This is a genomic window from Nocardioides sp. Root151, assembly GCF_001427925.1.
Taxonomy (GTDB): Bacteria; Actinomycetota; Actinomycetes; order Propionibacteriales; family Nocardioidaceae; genus Nocardioides.
Genome location: NZ_LMGG01000007.1, coordinates 70,811 through 89,816, shown reverse-complemented (window position 1 = coordinate 89,816; position 19,006 = coordinate 70,811). Strand labels below are relative to the sequence as shown.

Annotated in this window: 15 protein-coding genes; 7 read left to right on the top strand and 8 right to left on the bottom strand. The window is 71.1% G+C overall.

Translation table 11 applies throughout. The features are described 5' to 3' along the window. Positions 1-23: 23 nt before the first annotated feature. The 4 genes from ASD66_RS17965 (at position 24) to ASD66_RS17950 (ending at position 6,399) form a co-directional block, all read left to right on the top strand. Positions 24-2,573, top strand: a complete 2,550-nt coding sequence (locus tag ASD66_RS17965; protein WP_056891803.1) for a zinc ribbon domain-containing protein — start codon at positions 24-26, stop codon at positions 2,571-2,573. Positions 2,574-2,616: 43 nt separating this feature from the next. Further along, positions 2,617-4,044, top strand: coding sequence for a hypothetical protein (locus ASD66_RS17960; protein WP_156388783.1), 1,428 nt, complete (start codon positions 2,617-2,619; stop codon positions 4,042-4,044). Further along, the gene (locus ASD66_RS17955) at positions 4,041-5,144 is read left to right on the top strand and encodes a hypothetical protein (protein ID WP_056891801.1); all 1,104 of its coding nucleotides are present in this window, start codon (positions 4,041-4,043) and stop codon (positions 5,142-5,144) included. Before ASD66_RS17960 ends, ASD66_RS17955 begins: the two co-directional genes overlap by 4 nt. Before the next feature lie 124 nt (positions 5,145-5,268). After that, positions 5,269-6,399 (top strand): PT domain-containing protein, encoded by a 1,131-nt coding sequence (locus ASD66_RS17950; RefSeq protein ID WP_056891800.1) that lies wholly within the window; start codon positions 5,269-5,271, stop codon positions 6,397-6,399. On the opposite strand, the gene ASD66_RS17945 is transcribed toward ASD66_RS17950, so the two are convergent. Next, positions 6,400-6,960: an RNA polymerase sigma factor gene (locus ASD66_RS17945; RefSeq protein WP_056891799.1), complete on the bottom strand. Its 561-nt coding sequence runs from the start codon at positions 6,958-6,960 to the stop codon at positions 6,400-6,402. It abuts the gene before it with no gap. A gap of 49 nt (positions 6,961-7,009) precedes the next feature. On the opposite strand from ASD66_RS17945, the gene ASD66_RS17940 reads away from it, so the two are divergent. Next, complete coding sequence (locus ASD66_RS17940; protein ID WP_162250976.1) at positions 7,010-8,041, top strand: serine/threonine-protein kinase; 1,032 nt, start codon at positions 7,010-7,012, stop codon at positions 8,039-8,041. Positions 8,042-8,044: 3 nt separating this feature from the next. Here the strand turns inward: ASD66_RS17940 and ASD66_RS17935 are convergent, their stop codons facing one another. Continuing rightward, positions 8,045-8,239, bottom strand: coding sequence for a BldC family transcriptional regulator (locus ASD66_RS17935; RefSeq protein WP_056682834.1), 195 nt, complete (start codon positions 8,237-8,239; stop codon positions 8,045-8,047). A 207-nt stretch (positions 8,240-8,446) separates the two neighbouring features. Here ASD66_RS17935 and ASD66_RS17930 point away from each other — a divergent pair, with 207 nt between their 5' ends. Then, positions 8,447-9,520 carry a Glu/Leu/Phe/Val dehydrogenase dimerization domain-containing protein gene (locus ASD66_RS17930; protein WP_056891798.1) on the top strand — a complete coding sequence of 358 codons (1,074 nt, stop codon included), beginning with the start codon at positions 8,447-8,449 and terminating at the stop codon, positions 9,518-9,520. A 68-nt stretch (positions 9,521-9,588) separates the two neighbouring features. On the opposite strand, the gene ASD66_RS17925 is transcribed toward ASD66_RS17930, so the two are convergent. The 3 genes from ASD66_RS17925 to purF all read right to left on the bottom strand — a co-directional run bounded on the left by ASD66_RS17925 (position 9,589) and on the right by purF (position 12,629). Further along, positions 9,589-9,780, bottom strand: coding sequence for a DUF3073 domain-containing protein (locus tag ASD66_RS17925; protein WP_056682838.1), 192 nt, complete (start codon positions 9,778-9,780; stop codon positions 9,589-9,591). Positions 9,781-9,935: 155 nt separating this feature from the next. Next, the gene (purM, locus tag ASD66_RS17920; protein WP_056682841.1) at positions 9,936-11,024 is read right to left on the bottom strand and encodes a phosphoribosylformylglycinamidine cyclo-ligase; all 1,089 of its coding nucleotides are present in this window, start codon (positions 11,022-11,024) and stop codon (positions 9,936-9,938) included. A gap of 30 nt (positions 11,025-11,054) precedes the next feature. Beyond that, positions 11,055-12,629: an amidophosphoribosyltransferase gene (gene purF / locus ASD66_RS17915; protein ID WP_056892329.1), complete on the bottom strand. Its 1,575-nt coding sequence runs from the start codon at positions 12,627-12,629 to the stop codon at positions 11,055-11,057. Between the two features lie 129 nt (positions 12,630-12,758). Here purF and ASD66_RS17910 point away from each other — a divergent pair, with 129 nt between their 5' ends. Further along, positions 12,759-14,561: a sensor histidine kinase gene (locus ASD66_RS17910; protein ID WP_056891797.1), complete on the top strand. Its 1,803-nt coding sequence runs from the start codon at positions 12,759-12,761 to the stop codon at positions 14,559-14,561. A gap of 15 nt (positions 14,562-14,576) precedes the next feature. Here ASD66_RS17910 and ASD66_RS17905 read toward each other — a convergent pair whose 3' ends face one another. The 3 genes from ASD66_RS17905 to ASD66_RS17895 form a co-directional block, all read right to left on the bottom strand. Continuing rightward, on the bottom strand, positions 14,577-15,071 hold the full coding sequence (locus ASD66_RS17905) for a (2Fe-2S)-binding protein (protein ID WP_056891796.1): 495 nt from the start codon (positions 15,069-15,071) through the stop codon (positions 14,577-14,579). Positions 15,072-15,086: 15 nt separating this feature from the next. Next, entirely contained in the window at positions 15,087-17,414 is a 2,328-nt protein-coding gene (locus ASD66_RS17900; RefSeq protein WP_056891795.1) for a molybdopterin cofactor-binding domain-containing protein, read from the bottom strand. Between the two features lie 185 nt (positions 17,415-17,599). After that, positions 17,600-18,952, bottom strand: coding sequence for a dipeptidase (locus tag ASD66_RS17895; protein ID WP_056682853.1), 1,353 nt, complete (start codon positions 18,950-18,952; stop codon positions 17,600-17,602). Positions 18,953-19,006 lie beyond the last annotated feature (54 nt).

The window sequence follows — 19,006 nt, the reverse complement described above, 5'->3', positions numbered from 1 at the left end:
CGCCGAGGCGCGACGATCAGGACATGTTCCGATACGCCGACCCCGAGGCCTGCCCAGCCTGCCGCGCCCCGATCCCCAGCGGGTGCCTGCAGTGCCCGCAGTGCGACACGCAGCTCACCGGCACGATCGCCCAGCGGCTCTTCCGCACGCTGACCCACGCCGACTCCCTCGTCGCCGAGCTCGCCGCACTCTCGGCGAACTCCACGGCAGCGCGTACGGCGGCGTACGCACCGCTCGGTCCAGATCCGGTGGGGGTCGGCGTGCTCCTCTCCGCACCTGCTGCTGCACCGGCGGGCTCGATGCTGCCGCCTGACCTGCCGACGTTCCCGAGCGCGATGCCGGGTCTGCCCGGGCGCCGGCAGCCGGGCACCGGTCTGAGCGGCTCGTCGGTCCCGAAGATCCTGCTCGGCCTGGGTGCGACCTGCCTGCTGGTCGCGGCGCTGGTCTTCCTCGCCGTGGCCTGGTCGGCCCTCGGGGTCGGCGGCCGCACCGGCGTCCTCGTGCTGCTCACCGCGACCGCCGGCGCCCTGACCTGGCTGATGGCCCGCAAGTCCCTGTCCGCGGGCGCGGAGGCGTTCATGGCGCTGGCCCTGGGTCTGCTCACCCTCGACGTCTTCGGCGCGCGCAGCGCCGGGTGGCTCGGCGACCTCGGCAGCCAGGGCTTCACTCTCGTGCTCGGTGTCGTGCTCGCGGCGGCCGGACTCGGCGGCGCGCTCGCCCTGCGCAGGAGCCCGGTCGGTGCCCTGATCACCGGTCAGGTCGTCGGTGCCCTCGGCGTGGGCCTGGTCGTCTCGGGCCTCCCGGAGGTCAATCCCGACGTCAACGCCCTGCAGGCGACCGTCAGCCTGGTTGCCGTCGGTGCGCTGGCACACGTCGTCCACCGACTGCACCTGCAGATCGCAGCGATCCTGCTGGCCGTCGGTGCCTCCATGATCTGGGTCTCGCTCGCCCTGCTCGGCCTCTCCCGTCTCGACTTCACGCCGACCTTCGCCGAGGTGTGGGGCGGCCTCGCGATCTGGCCGACCCTCGTGGCCGCCGCGATCGCCGCCGCACCCGTTGTCAGGCACCCAGCGATCGTCCGGATCCCAGTGGCCATGCGGGTCCTGAGCCTCGGCGTGGCCGTCGCACTCTTCTCCCTGGTCGTCACCCTGCCGTCCTTCGACGAATCCGCGACCTTGGTCTCGCTGGTCGAGCTGGCCATGGTCGCGACCGCGGGCGCCGGCAGCTTCGTCGTCGCCCGACCCTGGCGCGCGGCACTGGCCGCGCCACCGGTGGTCGCCGCAGCGGGCCTGCTCGGTGCGGTCAGCGTGCTGGTCGGCACCGCGCTGAACGCTCTCCTGTCCGTCGGATTCGACGGGGCCGCAGCGACCGTCGCGCTGGAGCAACCCGACCTCGCCTGGCACTGGCCGCTGCTGCTGCCCGCCGGCACCCTCGGTGTCCTGCTGGCCGCCTGGTTCGTCGCCGGCCTCGTGCGTGATGTCCCGATCAAGCGGGTCGCCGTGCCGATCGCGCTGACGGTCGCAGCCTCGGCCGCCCTTGTCCCCGCCTTCTACGGCGTGCCGCTCGCCGTCGCGGTCGGGGTGCTCCTCGCGGGCGCGGCGGTGCTGGTCGGCCTCGGCGTCGCGGTCCACGGCGAGCTGCGCGTCGTCGCGCTGGTCCTGGCCACTCCTGTTGCCGGCCTGGCGCTGATGGCGTCGTTCCAGAGCGACGTGCTGACCGCCGTGACCACCGGGCTGCTCGGGCTGGCGGCCGTCGCCCTGTCGCTGAGCGCTTCGGCCGTGCTGCGCACCGTGGGTGACGTGCTGTTCGTGCCCGCCGCGGCCGTGTGCGCCTGGACCGTTCTCGACCTGGGCGGCACGGCACCGGAGTGGCGTTCACTGGCCGTGCTGCTCATCGCCGGCGCCTGGGCGATCCTCGGTGCCCGCATCGAGCGGGAGGTGCCGGCGGCGGCCACGGCACTGGTCGGCGTGGCCCTCGGACTCGGCGCCACGGGCAGCATCGACCAGACCTGGTTGGCGATCGACCTCACCGTCGCCGGTGTGCTGACCCACGTCTCCGCACTCGCCAACACGCACCGCCGGTTCCTCGGTTGGGCGGGCCTGGGGTTCATGGTGCTCGCCCAGTGGGTGCGGATGGCCGATGTCGGCGTCGAGACGCCCGAGGCCTACACGCTGCCGCTGGCGTCGGTGCTGGTCGCCGTCGGCGTCATCGGGATGCTGCGGGCTCCGTCGTTGCGCAGCACGCGCGCCCTGGTGCCCGGCCTGCTGCTGGCCCTGGTGCCCTCGCTCCTGCTGTCGCTCTCCGACCCGGTCTCGCTGCGTGCGCTTCTCCTCGGCCTGGGCTGCCTCGCGGCCGTGGTGGCGGGCGTGGGCCTGCGCTGGTCGGCGCCGCTCGTGGTGGGCGCCTCCGTCGGGCTCGCGCTGGTGCTGCGGGAGGCGTCCTACGCCAACGACCTGCCGCAGTGGGTGATCATCGGCGGGATCGGTCTGGTGCTCACCGCGGTCGGCATCACCTGGGAGAGCCGTCTGCGTGACGTACGGCGGGCCAGCGCCTACCTGCGTCGCCTGCGCTGACCGCTCCCCCGGCGGACGGGCGGGACCGCCTAGGCTGCTGCGGGTGTGGTCGACATTCTCGGAGGTGCACCGGGCCCGTCCGGTCCGGCTCGTCGGGCGCGAGCGCCGCAGCGGCTTCCTGTCCCCGTTCGTCGCGGTCGAGGTGGAGCTCGGCACCCATGACGTCCCCGGCCGCGTCGTGGCCGGCCTCACGGTCGGCGGCCACACCCTCGACTGCTGGTACGACGGCGGACGGAGACTGGCCGGCATCGACCTGGTCGACCCGCAGGGCAAGGTCACCCACCACCGCAGCCGCAGGCACGGGCGCCCACCGACGCCTCCGGACGCCCTCGGAGTGATGCTGACCGGACGCCAGCTGACCGTCCTGACCCGGATCGACGGCGTGTGGACCGCACGGGCCCGGGTGGAGCTCGAGCACGACGTCGAGCCGGCCGACCTCGTCCCGCACGTGGCGTGGCAGCCGCGCGCAGGTGACGCCGCCCCCTCCCCGGTCGCGAGCTGGCGCTCGGGCACCACCGGGCAGCTCGGCCTGCGCGACGTGCACTTCGTGGCGAATGCGGACGGGTCGGCGTACCTGCGTGAGGGGCTGGCCTTCCTGACGATGACGCACGCCGGTCCCGGGTTCTTCGGCACGGCCCGCTGCGGCGTGTGGTCGTTCGACCCGACGACGTACGCGATCGAGCACTGCAGCGACCTGTGGTTCCGCCGGGACGGCGTGGTGCGCGGCGACCACGCCACCCACGTGGTCCGCGACGCCGACCGCTGGCTGGTGGCCGCCAGCAGCTGGGCCACCTTCGACCACGCACCCGAGGCAGGTCGGAGCGTCGACATCGGGCTGGCCACCAGCGAGGCGAACCTGCTGACGGGAGAGCACGTGCTCGACACCGCACCCCTCGGCGTACCGACCGGGGACCTGCCGGCCCCGGTGGTCGGCACCTGGGACCCGCACCTGACCCGGATCGACGGGCACTGGCACCTCGCCTTCGTGGCGGCGCGCAGGTTCTTCGACTTCTACCCGGCGCTGGCCCGCGCCGAGGTCGCCGGGAGCCTCGACGGGTGGCGCCTCCTCGGCGCCGCCACCGACCGGCGGGCCACGGAGGGCACCGTGATCGCCCGAGTCGACGACCAGTGGCGGGTGCTGGCCAGCGACGGGCCGGAGGGCCGCTCCGGACAGCGCCGGCGGTTCCCGGTCTTCGATCTCGCGATGGACGAGGTCGGTGCACTGTCCGCCGAGCACCCGACCAACATCCCGTGGCCGTCGGTCCTTCCGCTCGACGACGGCGGGGCGCTGATGGTCACCTTCGACGGCACTCCGGCAGGTGGCGACCTCTGCGGCTACGGCACGCACGGCGACCTGGTCGTCCTGCGCGCCCCCGCGGCGCGAACCACGGCGCGAACCACGGCGCGAACCAATGGCGCCTCCGGTGCATCACACCTCGTGCAACCGCCTGAGAGACAGGAACGACCATGAACCGCATTGCCGCGATGGCCATCGCCTCGGCCGCCGTGATCGGCATCGTCGGCGGCACGTACGCCGCGACCTCGGGTGTCCTCGAGAGCGACGACGGGAACGGTTCCGCCGGCACCACCGGCACGGAGTCCTCCACCCCCGGCGACACCCAGAATCCCCCGGCCACGGACCAGCCGTCGGGGACCGCGTCGACCGAGACGCCCGGCACGGACGACGAGCCACTGCTCTACATGGTGGGCGGCACGATCCACGACGGTGACACCAGCGTGCAGGTCTCCGGGTTCCGGATCGGCGAGGTGTCCTCGCTCCAACGGGTGGCCGGTGGGTGGCTGGTCGTCTCGCGCACCTCCTCCCAGGACGCCCAGTTCAGGGCGGCCTTCGTGGACCCCTCCGGCGAGACCACACCGATCGGCGGCACGTTCGTCGGCACCTGGGACCTCAACGACAACCGCGACTCGTTCGTCGCGATGTACGACGGCGCCTACCAGGTCCGTGACGCCCGCTCGGGCAAGGTGCTGCAGACCATCACCGTCGACGGCGAGGGCGAACCGTCGGGCGAGGCCGCGTTCAGCGAGGACACCCTGGTGACGGCGTGGTTCGGCGACGACGGCCCCACCCTCTACGGCGTCGACTCCTACTCGGGTCGCCAGTTCAAGATCGTCGGCGACGTCTACCAGATCCGAACCGGGCCGGTCGAGGACCTGATGACCGCCTCTCGCACCGACGGCAAGGAGTGCCTGACCGGCGGCTCGATCGTCGACCCCGACGGGTGGTGGTCGCAGTGCAGGTTCCGCGGCTACGGCACCCAGGCCGACTACAGCCCCGACGGGACCCGCCTGCTCGCCGTACCGGCGGACACCGAGGGCATGGGCCCCGGCCGGTACGCCGTGCTCGACGCGAGGACCGGCAATAAGATGACCACGTTCACCACCCCCGAACTCGGCCAGGAGGCCTACTGGGCCGGTGACGACGAGGTCTTCGTGCACGCCTTCAAGGACGCCGACTTCAACGGTGGCGTGATCTACCGGTGCTCGCTGTCCGGCTCCTGCGAGGTCGAGGTCAGCTCCGACCAGACGCTCGTCGTCGGCACCACCGCGTAACCCCCACCGGCTGATCTACCCGCCTCCCCACCGGCCCATCTACCCGCCTCCCCACCGGCTGATCTACCCGCCTCCCCACCGGCTGATCTACCCGCCTCCCCACCCCGACCAGACAGGGACGACCATGAACCGCACCGCCGCAATGGCCATCGCCTCGGCCGCCGTGATCGGCATCGTCGGCGGCACGTACGCCGCCACCGGACCCCTCGACGGCAAGGGCACCGGCGGGGCCGCCGACGACAGCACCGGCGAGCCGACCTCGCCGTCGACCGGCTCGACCGGCAAGCCGACGAAGGAGCCGTCCACGAAGCCTTCCTCCACGGCGACCGACAGCCCGAACGACCAGCCGGCGACCGGGCAGGGCGACCTGCTCTACATGCAGGGCGGGACCATCCACGACGGTGACACCGAAGTGCTGGTCTCGGGGTTCAGGCTGGGCGACGTGGCCGGCCTGCACCGGGTCGCCGGCGGATGGCTGGTCGTCGAGGGGACCAGCGACCAGGAGCCGTCGTACGACGCCACGTTCGTCGACCCGGACGGCGAGACCACCGAGATCGGCTCGTTCTTCGGTGCGTACGACGTCAACACGGACGGCGACTCGATCGTCGCCCAGTTCGACGAGTCCTCGCGCTACGAGGTCAGGGATGCCCGGTCCGGCAAGATCATCCAGGCGATGGACATGAAGGTCGACGGGACCCCTGACGGGGGCGCGTCTTTCGGTGTCGGCGACCTCGTGGTGACGGCCTGGCGCAACACCGACCAGTCGGTCAAGCTCGTCGGCTGGAACCTCTACGAGAACGCCAAGCTGGAGCTGATGGACGGCATGCACGCCGTCGGGACGGCTCCGCAGCGCAACATCGTGGCCGGGTTCGACGACCGGGACCCCGCCTGCCTCAAGGGCGGCTCGCTCTTCACCGAGGCGCCACTGTGGCGCAACTGCGACGTCCGTCCTTGGGGCATGCTGCCGCTGTTCAGCCCGGACGGACTGAGGATCCTGGGGATCCCGGACGACACCGAGGGCTTCGGACCCACCCGGTTCGAGATCCTCGACGCCCGCAACGGCAGGAAGAGCGGGTCTGTCAAGGCGCCCGAGTTCGCGGAGCACGCCGAGTGGGCCACCAACGACAGCGTCTTCGTCACCGGCTACCAGGACACTGACATGAACGGTGGCGTGATCTACCGGTGCTCCCTCAGCGGCGGCTGCGAGACCGAGGTCGACTCCGACCAGGCCGTCGTGCTCGGTTCGCCCGGCTGATCACTCGTGGGTGCGCAGCAGGGGGCGGACCGCGTTGCGGGCGGCGTGGATGCGTGACTTGATCGTGCCCAGCGGGGTGTCGAGCAGGCGCGCGATCTCGTTGTAGTCGAGCTCCTGCACGTCGCGCAGCACCAGCGGCTCGACCAGCTCGGGGTGGGTCGAACCGAGCACCTCGAGCGCCTCGAGCAGGTCGAGCCGGCTGCCGGCGATCACGCTGGTGGTGCGCGGGTCGGCGTGCACCGGCATCTCGTCGGTGGGCCGTTCGGAGGCCCGGCGCTTGAGGCTGCGGTACGTCGACCGCGCACTGTTCGAGGCCACCGCGTGCAGCCAGGTGGTGAACTTGCTGCGCCCGCCGAACGTGCTGATCTTGGTGGCGACCAGCATCAGGACGTCCTGGGCTGCCTCCTCGGCGTCCTCCGGATAGAGCAGCATGCGGCCGCAGATGCGGCGTACCCGCGGCTGGATCGCGGCCAGCAGGTCCTCGAGTGCCTCGCGGTCACCGGCCGCCGCACGGGCGGCCAGCTCCTCGAGGTCGGGCGGTTCGGTCGTGACACTGGACATGCGTTCCCCCTGAAGGCTCCCGGATGCTTCGTGCGGCACAATACCCATCGTGTCCCTGCCAGAGCTTCTCGGTCGACTCCAGCGGGTGGACCGCATCGGGGTCGGTGGGTTCGCCACCGTCTGGCTCTACCACGACGACGAGCTCGACTCCGACGTCGCCGTCAAGGCACTCGCCGAGAACTGGGCACAACGCTACGACGTACGCGACCGCTTCCTCGAGGAGGCGCGCATCCTGCGCCGCGCCGACTCCGACCACGTGGTGCGGGTCTACGACATCGGCGAGGCCGACGGCACGCCCTACTTCGTGATGTCGTACGCCGACCGCGGCTCGCTGGCCACCCTGCTCGAGCCCGGGCGCCCCCTGCCGGTCGACCAGACCGTCGACCTCGTCGACCAGGCCGCCGCCGGGTTGTCCGTGCTGCACGGACACGGCGTGATCCACCGCGACATCAAGCCGCACAACCTGCTGCTCAGCTCACGCGGCACTCCCCTGTCCTCGTCGGGGGGCACGAAGCTCCTGGTCGCCGACCTGGGCGTGGCCAAGGCGATGCTGCACGCCAGCGGACTGACCCAGGTGGTCGGCACCCCGGCGTACATGGCGCCCGAACAGGCCACCGGCGCCCCGCTCGACACCCGCGCCGACGTGCACGCCCTGGGCGCCGTGGCCTACCAGATGCTCACCGGGAAGCTGGCCCGCGAAGGCGGCATCGGGTCGCTGATCGACGCCAAGCCGCCGGTGGCGGCCTCGACCCTCGCGCCCCTGCCGCCAGCGGTCGACAGCGTGCTGTCCCGGGCCCTGGCCACGGAGCCCGACGACCGGTGGCCCGACGTCGGCACGTTCGCCACGGCCCTGCGCACGGCGCTCTCGGACCAGACCACGGTCCGGCGTACGCCGTTCGTGCCCGCGGCAGCCCCGCTGCCCGCCCGGTCGGCTGCATCGACGCCGGAACCGCTGCCCCAGCCACCAGACGCCTACCGTGCGGGCTCGTCGATGCGCGGCTGGGTGTTGGTCGTGACGTGCCTGATCGTGCTGGTGGCCACGTTCGGCGTGGCCTACGGTCTCACCCGACTGGTGGAGTGAGGCTCAGCCGTCGTTGTCGGCGCCGAGAAGCTCCATGACCTCGGACTCGCGGAAGCGGCGGTGACCGCCCAGGGTGCGGATCGAGCCGATCTTGCCGGCCTTCGCCCACCGGGTCACGGTCTTGGGGTCCACACGGAACAGGGCAGCGACCTCGGACGGCGTGAGCAGGTTCTCAGCGTCCGACTGGGGGGAGTTCATGAATCCTCTTTCGATGTGAAATGTCCGGGTTCTCCCCAGAGTTTGCCATAGCCAAGCGTCTGCCCCAAGCGGACGGCGCGCCCCGTGGTTTCCCCGTGGGGTGCGGCATTCAATACAGTGGAACGAGACCAGCGTCACCCTCGCCGGTCACGACACCCACGGCACCGCACCACCCCCGCGGAGCCACGCACAGAAAGGTCGCCATCCGTGACCCCCACACCCGACGTGTTCGAGACCGAGCACGAGCAAGTCGTCTTCTGCCACGACGAGCCCAGCGGACTCAAGGCCATCATCGCCGTCCACTCGACCGCCCTCGGCCCGGCCCTCGGCGGCACCCGCTTCTACCCCTACGCCACCACCGCGGACGCCCTCTCCGACGTGCTGAACCTCTCCCGCGGGATGTCCTACAAGGCCGCCCTGGCCGGGCTCGACCTCGGCGGCGGCAAGGCCGTCATCATCGGCGACCCGAACGCGATCAAGGGCGAGGCCCTGCTGCGCGCCTACGGCCGGTTCGTGGAGTCGCTCAACGGCCGCTACTACACGGCCTGCGACGTCGGCACGTTCAGCGTCGACATGGACGAGATCGCCCGCGAGTGCTCCTACGTCACGGGTCGCACCGTCGCCCACGGCGGTGCCGGCGACTCCTCCGTGCTCACGGCGTACGGCGTCTTCCAGGGCATGCGGGCAGCGGCCGAGGCGACGTGGGGCGAGCCCACCCTCGGCGGGCGCACCGTCGGCATCGCCGGTGTCGGCAAGGTCGGCCACCACCTGGCCCGCCACCTGGTCGACGACGGGGCCTCGGTGGTCGTCACCGACGTGTGGCAGCCCGCGATCGAGCGGATCCGCGACGAGCTGCCCGCGGTCAGCGTGGTCGACTCCACCGAGGCTTTGGTCGCCTCACAGCTCGACGTCTACGCACCGTGCGCACTGGGTGGCGCAATCACCGACGAGGTCGTCGAGACGCTGTCGGCGAAGGTGATCTGCGGCGCCGCGAACAACCAGCTCGCCCACTCAGGGGTCGAGAAGGCGCTCGCCGACCGCGGCATCCTCTACGCCCCCGACTACTGCGTGAACGCCGGCGGACTGATCCAGGTCGCCGACGAGCTCGAGGGCTTCGTCTTCGAGCGCGCCCAACAGCGCGCCAGCGGCATCCTCGACACCACCCGCGCGGTCTTCGAGACCGCGAAGGCCGACGGCGTGCCGCCCGCCATCGCGGCGGACCGGCTCGCCGAACGGCGCATGCGCGACGTGGGCCGCCTGCGCGGCCTCTGGCTGAGTTGAACGCAACGGTTGAGTGCTCAGGTGGTTGCCAGGGCGGCCACCTGAGCACTCAACCCAAGGCGATCGCGTCAGTCGGGTCGCGAGTCGGACGACCAGTCGTCGTACTCGTCGTCCTGCTTCGAGTCCGGCTTCTGCTGGTCACTCTCGGCAGTGCTTCCGTGCAGTTCCTGGGCGAGCGCCCCGAAGTCCGTCTCGTGAGTGCGGTACTTCAGGTCGCGTGCGACCTTGGTCTGCTTGGCCTTGGCCCGGCCGCGTCCCATAGGATCGACCCCTTCGCGCGCTTGGCCGGGAATGCACGGCGGGCTACGCCGAGACTCCCGGACTATCTGGTCTATTTCTCGTGAGGACAACGCTACCTGAGCGATGGGTGTTCCCGCACATGCAGGTCCGCTAAATCGTCACGAACCCGCGGAAATCACCAGCCGGAGTGCTGACCGACCAGCTCGACGGACCCATTTCCGGCGCTCACCGAGCCGGCCACCCAGGCCCGGATGCCGAACCTGCCCAGCACCTCGATGGCCTTGTCGGCGTCGTCGGGGGCGGTCAGCGAGACCATCCCGACGCCGCAGTTCAGGGTCTGCTCGAGGTCGGCCTGCGGCACGTTGCCCACCCGGCGTACGACGTCGAAGATCGGCTGCGGGGTCCACGTGGAGCGGTCGAGCGTGGCGTTGAGCTCTTCGGGCATGACCCGGGCCAGGTTGGCGGCCAGGCCGCCACCGGTGACGTGCGACATCGCGTGGGTCTCGGTCTCGTCGGCGAGCGCGAGGCACGCCTTGGCGTAGATGCGGGTGGGCTCGAGGAGCTCCTCGCCCAGCGCCCGGCCGAGCTCGTCGACGTGGCGGTCGAGCTGCCATCCGGCAGTGTTGAGCAGGACGTGGCGCACCAGCGAGTAGCCGTTGGAGTGCAGGCCTGAGGCCTCCATCGCGATGACCGCGTCACCGGGACGCACGCGACCGGGGCCGAGCAGCCTGTCGGCCTCGACCACGCCGGTGGTCGCCCCGGCGACGTCGTACTCGTCGGGGGCCAGCAGGCCGGGGTGCTCGGCGGTCTCGCCGCCGACCAGCGCGCAGCCGGCCTCGACACAGGCCTCGGCGATGCCCTTGACGATGGCCGCGATGCGCTCGGGGACGACCCGGCCGGTGGCGATGTAGTCGGTCATGAACAAGGGCTCGGCACCGCAGACGACCAGGTCGTCGACGACCATGCCGACCAGGTCGAAGCCGATCGTGTCGTGCTTGTCCATGGCCTGGGCGATGGCGACCTTGGTGCCGACACCGTCGGTGGAGGTGGCCAGCAGCGGACGCTCGTAGTTCTTGAGTGCGGAGGCGTCGAAGAGCCCGGCGAAGCCACCGAGGCCGCCGATCATCTCGGGACGACGGGCCTTCTCGACCCAGCCCTTCATGAGGTCGATCGCACGGTCAGCCGCCTCGATGGAGACGCCGGCCTGGGCGTAGGCGTTGCCGGCGGGCGACTCGACAGGTGACTCGGTGGGGGGCTGGGTCACTTCGGTTCCTTGTTCTCGTGGTCTGGTCGGTCAGGGACGGTCGAGGGCGTCCGCGGCCCCACCACCGGCGAGCGAGGTGGCCAGGCCGTCGGCCTCGATCAGGCGCCCCTGGGCGGTGATCGGCAGCGTCGACGACTCGAGCAGGCCCTTGCCGAGGTGTTCGGGGTCGGGCAGAGCCACCGGGTAGACGCCGTCGAAGCAGGCCCGGCACAGGTGGTCCATCGGCACCTGGGTGGCCTCGACGAGCTCGTCGAGCCCGATGTAGGCCAGCGAGTCGGCGTCGATGGAGCGGCGGATCTCGTCGGTCGAGAGACCGTTGGCGATCAGCTCCGCGCGGGTGGCGAAGTCGATGCCGTAGAAGCACGGCCACTTCACCGGCGGACTGGAGATGCGGACGTGCACCTCCTTGGCCCCGGCCTCGCGCAGCATCCGCACCAACGCACGCTGGGTGTTGCCGCGCACGATCGAGTCGTCGACCACCACGAGCCGCTTGCCCTCGATGATGTCGCGCAGGGGGTTCAGCTTGAGCCGGATGCCGAGCTGCCGGATGGTCTGGCTGGGCTGGATGAACGTGCGGCCGACGTAGGAGTTCTTGACCAGGCCGACGCCGTAGGGGATGCCGGACTCCTCGGCGAACCCGATCGCCGACGGGGTTCCGGACTCGGGTACGGGAATGACCAGGTCGGCCTCGGCCGGGAACTCCCGGGCCAGGCGGCGGCCGATCTCGACGCGCACACTGTGCACCCGGCGGCCGGTCATCAAGGTGTCGGGGCGGGCGAGGTAGACGAACTCGAAGAGGCAGTGCTTGGGCGCCGGCTCGGCGAACTGTCGCGAACGCAGGCCGTCCTCGTCGATGATCACCATCTCGCCGGGCTCGACCTCCCGGATGAACGAGGCACCGACGATGTCGAGCGCCGCGGTCTCGGAGGCGACCACCCAGCCGCGCTCGAGCCGGCCCAGCACCAACGGGCGGATGCCCTGCGGGTCGCGGGCGGCGTAGAGGGTGTTCTCGTCCATCCAGACGAAGCAGAACGCGCCGCGCACCTGCGGCAGCAGCTCCATCGCCTTCTCCTCGACGGTGCTGTCGGGGTGGTGCGCCAGGAGTGCGGTGACCACGCTGGTGTCGTTGGTGGAGGCCTCGGACTTGTGCACGTGCAGGTCGAGCTCACCGTCGAGCGCGGCGAGGTCGCCGACCTGGCGGGCCAGGTCGGCGGTGTTGGTCAGGTTGCCGTTGTGGGCCAGGGCGATCGAGCCGTGGGCGGTCGGCTGGAAGGTCGGCTGCGCGTTCGTCCAGGTGCTCGCGCCGGTGGTCGAGTAGCGGCAGTGGCCGATCGCGAGGAAGCCCTTGAGCGCCTCGAGCGTCGACTCGTCGAACACCTGCGAGACCAGGCCCATGTCCTTGTAGACCAGGATCTGGCGCCCGTTGCTGACCGCGATGCCGGCCGACTCCTGGCCGCGGTGCTGGAGCGCGAAGATGCCGTAGTAGGTGAGCTTCGCGACGTCTTCACCTGGGGCCCAGACTCCGAAGACGCCGCAGGCGTCCTGGGGACCTTGGTCCTGGGGGTCGAGGGCCATGGTGAGACGACCGTCGCCACCCTTGCGCATGTTGCTGTGCTGGGCCACGGCCCCCAGTCTAGGTGCCGACCGGCACGCGCGCAGAATCGCCCGGAGTGTGGCGGCGTCGGAGTTCGTGCGGGCGACGCGACCCGAATATGGTGGCTGCAGGGGGACCCCATGCCAGAGAACATCGAAGAGACCGACGAAGATGCCGCGTTCCTGCACGGCTTCGACCGGATTCTGTCCGGCGCCTGGTCGGCCCAGCTGCTCGCCGACTCGCTCCGGGTGCTCGCCGACGGGGTCTGCGAGGTGGCCGGCTTCGGCGTCGCGGCCCTCTCCGTGCTGAGGGACGCCGGACACCTCGAGATCGTGGCCGTCGCCGGCAACTCCGAGGCCGAACGCGAGCTCCTGGGCCTGACCCGGCCGATCTCCGAGCTCGAGAAGGACATCGCCGACTCGGTGGCGTGGGGCACCCTGCGCTTCGTGCCCCACGAGTACGTCCTCGGCCGCGAGGACGACATGGGGTGGGTGCCGACCTTCACGCCGCTGGAGCACGAGGACGCCTGGCATCCCCTTGACATGCTCTTCGCCCCGCTGCTCGACGAGGACGGTGAGGTGCGCGGCGTACTCACCGTCGACCTGCCGGTCGGCGGGCTGCGCCCGGGGCCGCGGCAGCAGTCGCTCCTGAGGCGGTACGTCGACGTGTCCTCGCGCGTGGTGGGCGCCCTGCTCGAACGCGAACGTGCCGCGGAGGAGCTGCGCCTGGCCGCCGCCGCACGCAACATCGTGCGCGTCGCGAGCGGGCAGCTCTCGCTCGACCAGCTCATCGAGACCTCGCAACCCGAGATCATCGACGGGTTCCGCGCGGAGGGCATGTGGCTGCACGCCTTCGACAACTTCGGGAGGGGCGCCGACGCGATCTACTCCACCGACGACCGTGAGGTCGTGCTGCCGCCCGAGCTCGTCGATGCCGCACACAGCGCCGCCCGGGCAGCCTGGGCGGCACAGCGGGTCATCGTCATCTCCCGGGAACGCCCGGCCGCCACGGGCATCGACCCGGCCGTCTTCGAGAGCACCCTGCGCTACTTCGAGTCGATCAACGTGGCCACCGCCCTGCTGGTCCCCCTCGGCGCCGGGGAGGAGTGCCTCGGCCTGCTGGTGCTGGTCCGCAACCCGGGATCCCGCGAGTGGCGACGCTCCGACGCCCGCTGGGCCCGTGAGATCAGCCAGGACCTCGGGCGAGCCATGTTCAATGCCCGCACCTTCGAGCGCGAGCGCAAGGTGCTCGAGGAGGTCCGGGCCCTCGACAGCTACAAGAGCCGCCTGATCGCGACGGTCTCGCACGAGCTGCGCACGCCGCTGACCGGGATCCTCGGCTACCTCGAGCTGCTCGAGGACGCGCGGGTCGGGCCCGACACGAGGCGCCAGCTCAACGTCGTCGAACGCAACGCCCGGCGGCTCGAGGGCCTCGTCGTCGACCTGCTCACCCTGTCGAGGGTGGGCGACCCGGCCCGACCGGTCTCGCCGCTGCCGGTCGACCTGCGCACGCTGGTCGCCAGTGCGGTCGAGCTGGTCGGCCTCGAGGCGGCCCGCCGGAACCTCAGGATCGACGTGGTGGCGCAGGAGCACGTGGTCGCCGCCGGGGAGTCCGCCGAGCTCGACCGGTTGTGCAGCAACTTGGTCAGCAACGCGGTGAAGTACTCCCACGACGGCGGCTCGGTCAGGATCACCCTCGGCGCGGACGCCGACTCGGTGACGCTCGCGGTGAGCGACGACGGGCTCGGCATCTCCGAGGCCGACCGGGCCAACCTGTTCGGCGAGTTCTTCCGCTCGACCAACCCCGAGGCACTCGCCCAGCCCGGAACCGGCCTCGGCCTGGCCATCGTGCAACGCATCGTGCAACGCCACCGTGGCCGCATCGAGGTCGACTCGGTGCTCGGCGAGGGCAGCACGTTCACGGTGACGCTGCCCCGTGCCTGAGCCCGTGGTCGTGCCCTACATCTGCTGTTCGCCCGCGCGGATCGCCTCACGGATGCGGGTGTAGGTGCCGCACCGGCAGATGTTGCGGATGCCGTCGAGATCGGCGTCGGTGACCGCCCGACCCTCCCGACGGGCCCGGTTCACCACGGCCACCGCAGCCATGATCTGACCGGGCTGGCAGTAGCCGCACTGTGCGACGTCCCGCTCCAGCCACGCCTCCTGCATCGGGTGCAGGCCGTGCTCGCCGCGTTGGTCCTCGGCCGCGGTCGCCGGCAACCCCTCGATGGTGGTCACCTCGTCGGTCTCCTTGACCGCTCCGACCGGCACCGAGCACGGGTTGAACGCGCGGCCGTTGATGTGCGACGTACAGGCCTTGCACACGTTGATGCCGCAGCCGTACTTCGGGCCGGTGACACCGAGCAGGTCGCGCAGCACCCACAGGAGGCGTACGTCGTCCTCGACCTCGACCGTGACCGATTCGCCGTTGAGGATGAAGGTCTGTTCTGGCATGACAGCTCCTCGTTTTCAGTAGGTGTGGTCGAGGCCGTCGACCGGCGACTCGGGCACGGGTGGGATGCGGGTCTTCTCCTCGAAGGAGATCTGGTGGTGGTTGATCGGGAACTCCTTCGGCACGGTGCCTGTCGCGCGGGCATAGGCGCAGGCGACCGCCGCGAACGTGGCCGCGACCCCTGCCTCGCCGGCACCGCCGGGCTCCTCGGACGTCGAGGGCATCACGATCACCTCCACCTCGGGCGGGGTGTTCCACTGCCGCGTGTAGAAGTAGTTGTCCCAGCTGGCCTCCATGAAGTGCCCGTCGCGCAGGTGCAGGCTGGAGGTGAGGGCCAGGGCGATGCCGTCGTTGATGCAGCCCTGCATCTGGGCCTCGAGGCCGCGCGGGTTGATCGCCAGCCCGACATCGATGGCGAAGGTCACCTTGGTCACCCGCGGCCCGGTCACCGCGTCGCGCACCTCGCGGTTCACGGTCTCGGGGCGGGCGTCGATCTCGACCAGGCAGGCGCTGGCGCCCTTGTACTCCTTGTGGATGGCGATGCCCTGGGCGGTGCCGGCCGGCATGCTGCGTCCCCACTGGCCAACCTCGGCGACCTTGTCGAGCACGGCGCGCACCCGGTTGTTGCGCAGCAGCTTGCGCCGGAACGCGTAGGGGTCCTTGCCGACCTCCTTGGCCAGCATGTCGACCATCAGCTCGTTGGCGCAGCGCACGTCGGGCGAGTAGATGTTGCGCATGCTGCCGGTGTTGAAGCGCTGGTCGGTCTCGGCCAGCGTCTGCAGCACGACACCGAAGTTGTAGGGCACCTCCTGGGTGAGCAGGAAGATCGTCTCGGCGAAGCCGAGGTTGCCCAGGTTGGTCGGCAGGGCGGCCAGGTTGGCGGTGATCAGCTCGCCGAGCCCGTGCCGGTAGTCGGTCTCGACACTCGTGTGCGACTGGTGGAAGGCGAGCACCTCGTTGCCGAGCAGGCTGGCCCGCACCCGCGACGTGCACAGCGGGTGGGCGCGGCCGGCGCGGGCGTCGTCGGCGCGGTGCCACATCAGCTTGACCGGCTTGCCCATCGCCTTCGAGATCTTCGCGGCCTCCATGGCCGCGTCGAAGAACAGGCGTCGGCCGAAGGAGCCGCCGGACTGCACGACGTTGACGGTCACCTTGTCCTGGGGCAGGCCGAGCTCCTCGGCGATGGCCTGCTGGGCGATCACCGGCGACTTCAGGCCGGCCCAGATCGTCGCTCCGTCGGGTCGTACGTCGGCGACCGCAGAGTTGGTGTCCATCGCGGAGTTGCTGCGGAACCAGAAGGTGAAGCCGGCCGAGACCGTCCGCGCCAACGGGTTCTTCGGCAGTGCCGGCATCGGCAGCTCCGCCTTCTTCATGTGGGCCAGCGCGTCGGCGTCGGACTGACCGGCGGCCGGCCCGTCGAGCCAGCGCACGTCGAGCGCACGCACCCCGTCGATGCACTGGCCGAACGTCTCTGCCCGCACGGCCACACCGGTGTCGATCATCACCACGTCGGTGACCCCCGGCAGCGCCAGCACGTCGGCCTTGTTGCGCACTGCGAGCGGCGTGCCGTTCAGGGTGGGCGCCCGGCAGACCATGGTCGGCAGGGCGTCGGCGACCTGGAGGTCCGTCGTGTACTCCTTGGTGCCGGTGACCGCGGCCAGGGCGTCGACGCGGTTCTGCGGGGTGCCGACCACCGCGAACTCGGCGTCGGCCTTGAGCGTGACGCTCACCTTCTTCGTGGTGGGACTGGCCGCCTTCGTGGCCAGCTCGCCGTACGTCGCCGTACTGCCGTCGGGGGCCTCGATGACGCCGGCCTTGGCGACCAGGCTGCCCACGGTCGAGCCGAGCAGGATCGCGGCCGCCTCGAGGAGCTGCTTCTTCGCGATCGCGGCGGCGACCCGGATCGGGGTGTACGTCGAGATGGTGGTGTTCGAACCGCCGGTGAGCTGGTTGAAGAGGAGCTCGGGCCGGGCCGGCGCGAGGGTCACGTGCACCTTGTCGACCGGGAGGTCGAGCTCCTCGGCGATGATCATCGCGGTCGACGTGGTGATGCCCTGGCCGACCTCGGCGCGAGGCAGCGCGAACGACGCCGTTCCGTCCTCGTTCATCGTGACGGTGATGAGGTTCGCGGTCGGCATGGCCGCATGTGTGAGCAGGTCGTTGAGGTCGTACAACTCGGCCGGCTGCGGCAGGGTCGGGATGTCGGCCCGGGCCGGGTCAGCGAGCAGGCCGAGGTCGACAGCCGCCATCAGCGTGGTGCCACCGATGACGTAACCGAGGAATCGACGCCGGCCGACGTCGTGACGGGCAAGTGCCGGGGCAGGCAGGGACTGGGGGTCGAGCACGTTGAGCCACCTCCGAGAGCTGTCCCGATTGCGCTGGGACCACACGCTCCCTCTCCGCACTCGACAGTGCCCGAGTGCGGCGGCTGGCGCCACCCCCCATCTCAGACTCTGACAGGGCGTGACACCAGATCACTTCTCGTGTAACAAATGTGCCCGACCAAACGTGGCCCGGGGGCTCGGCCGGGTCAGCCTCCGAGGTTGCCCAGCAGCAGCGCCTCGGCCACGCAGACCCGCTCGAACTCGGCCAGGTGCAAGCCCTCGTTGGCGCCGTGGGCCCGGGTGTCGGGGTCCTCGACGCCGGTCACCAGCACGCTGGCCTGCGGGAAAGCCTCGAGGAACGCGGCGATGAACGGGATCGACCCGCCGACGCCCATGTCGACCGGGGCGGTGCCGTCCCAGGCCTGCTGGAACGCGTCGCGGGCCACGTCGTACGCCGGGCCGGTGGCATCGATCTGGGTGGCCTCGCCGGTGTCGACGACGGTGAAGGTGAGCTCGGCGCCCCACGGCACGTTCTTCTCGACGTGCGCGCGCAGGCACTCCAGCGCATTGGTCGTGGTGTCGCCGGGTGCGACGCGCAGCGAGATCTTCGCGCGGGCGGCGGCGACGAGTGTGTTGCTGGCACCGTCGACCTTGGGCGCGTCGAGTCCGGTGATGCTCAGCGCGGGCTTGGTCCAGAGGCGCTCGACGGCGCTGCCGCTGCCGATCCACTCGATGCCGGGCACCGCGCCCGACTCGGCACGCAGGCGGTCCTCGGGGTAGTCGACGTCGGCCGCCGGGCCGGCGTACAGGCCCTCGACGGCGACGTTGCCCTCGTCGTCGTGCAGGGAGGCGATCACCCGGCTGAGCGCGATCAGGGAGTCGGGGACCAGCCCGCCCCACATGCCGGAGTGCACGGCGTGGGTGAGGGTGCGGATCTCGATGTCGACGCGGACCAGGCCGCGCAGGCTGGTGGTCAGGGCCGGCACGCCGATGTCCCAGTTGCCGGAGTCGGCGATCACGATGACGTCCGCCTCGAGGCGGTGCTTGTACTCCTCGAGGAAGGCCGGCAGCGAGTCGGAGCCGACCTCCTCCTCGCCCTCGACGAAGACGACGACGTTGACCGGCAGCTCGTCACCGAGCACGCGCAGCGCGGCCAGGTGTGCGGCGATGCCGGCCTTGTCGTCGGCTGCACCGCGACCGTAGAGGCGGTCGCCCACCTCGGTCGGCTCGAACGGCGGGGTGTTCCACTCGGCGTGGTCGTTCTCCGGTTGTACGTCGTGGTGGGCGTAGAGCAGCACGGTCTTCGCGGCGGCGGCGTCACCGGTCTGCGCGGCCTTGGTGGCCACGACTGCAGGAGCCCCTCCGTCGGCGCTGAGGATCTCGGCCTCGAAGCCCTCGGCGGCGAACAGGTCGCGGGTCTTCTCCGCGCTGCGCTGCACCTCGGCAGCACGGGCCGGGTCGGCGCTCACGGACTCGATGCGGACGAGGTCTTCGAGATCGGCCCGGATCGCGGGCATCAACTCGGTGAGACGGGTACGAATGGTGTCGATCGTGGTCATGCCGAGCACCTTAGCGGCGCGGCCGACCAGGCGTCGCGGCGCAGGTCGCGATGG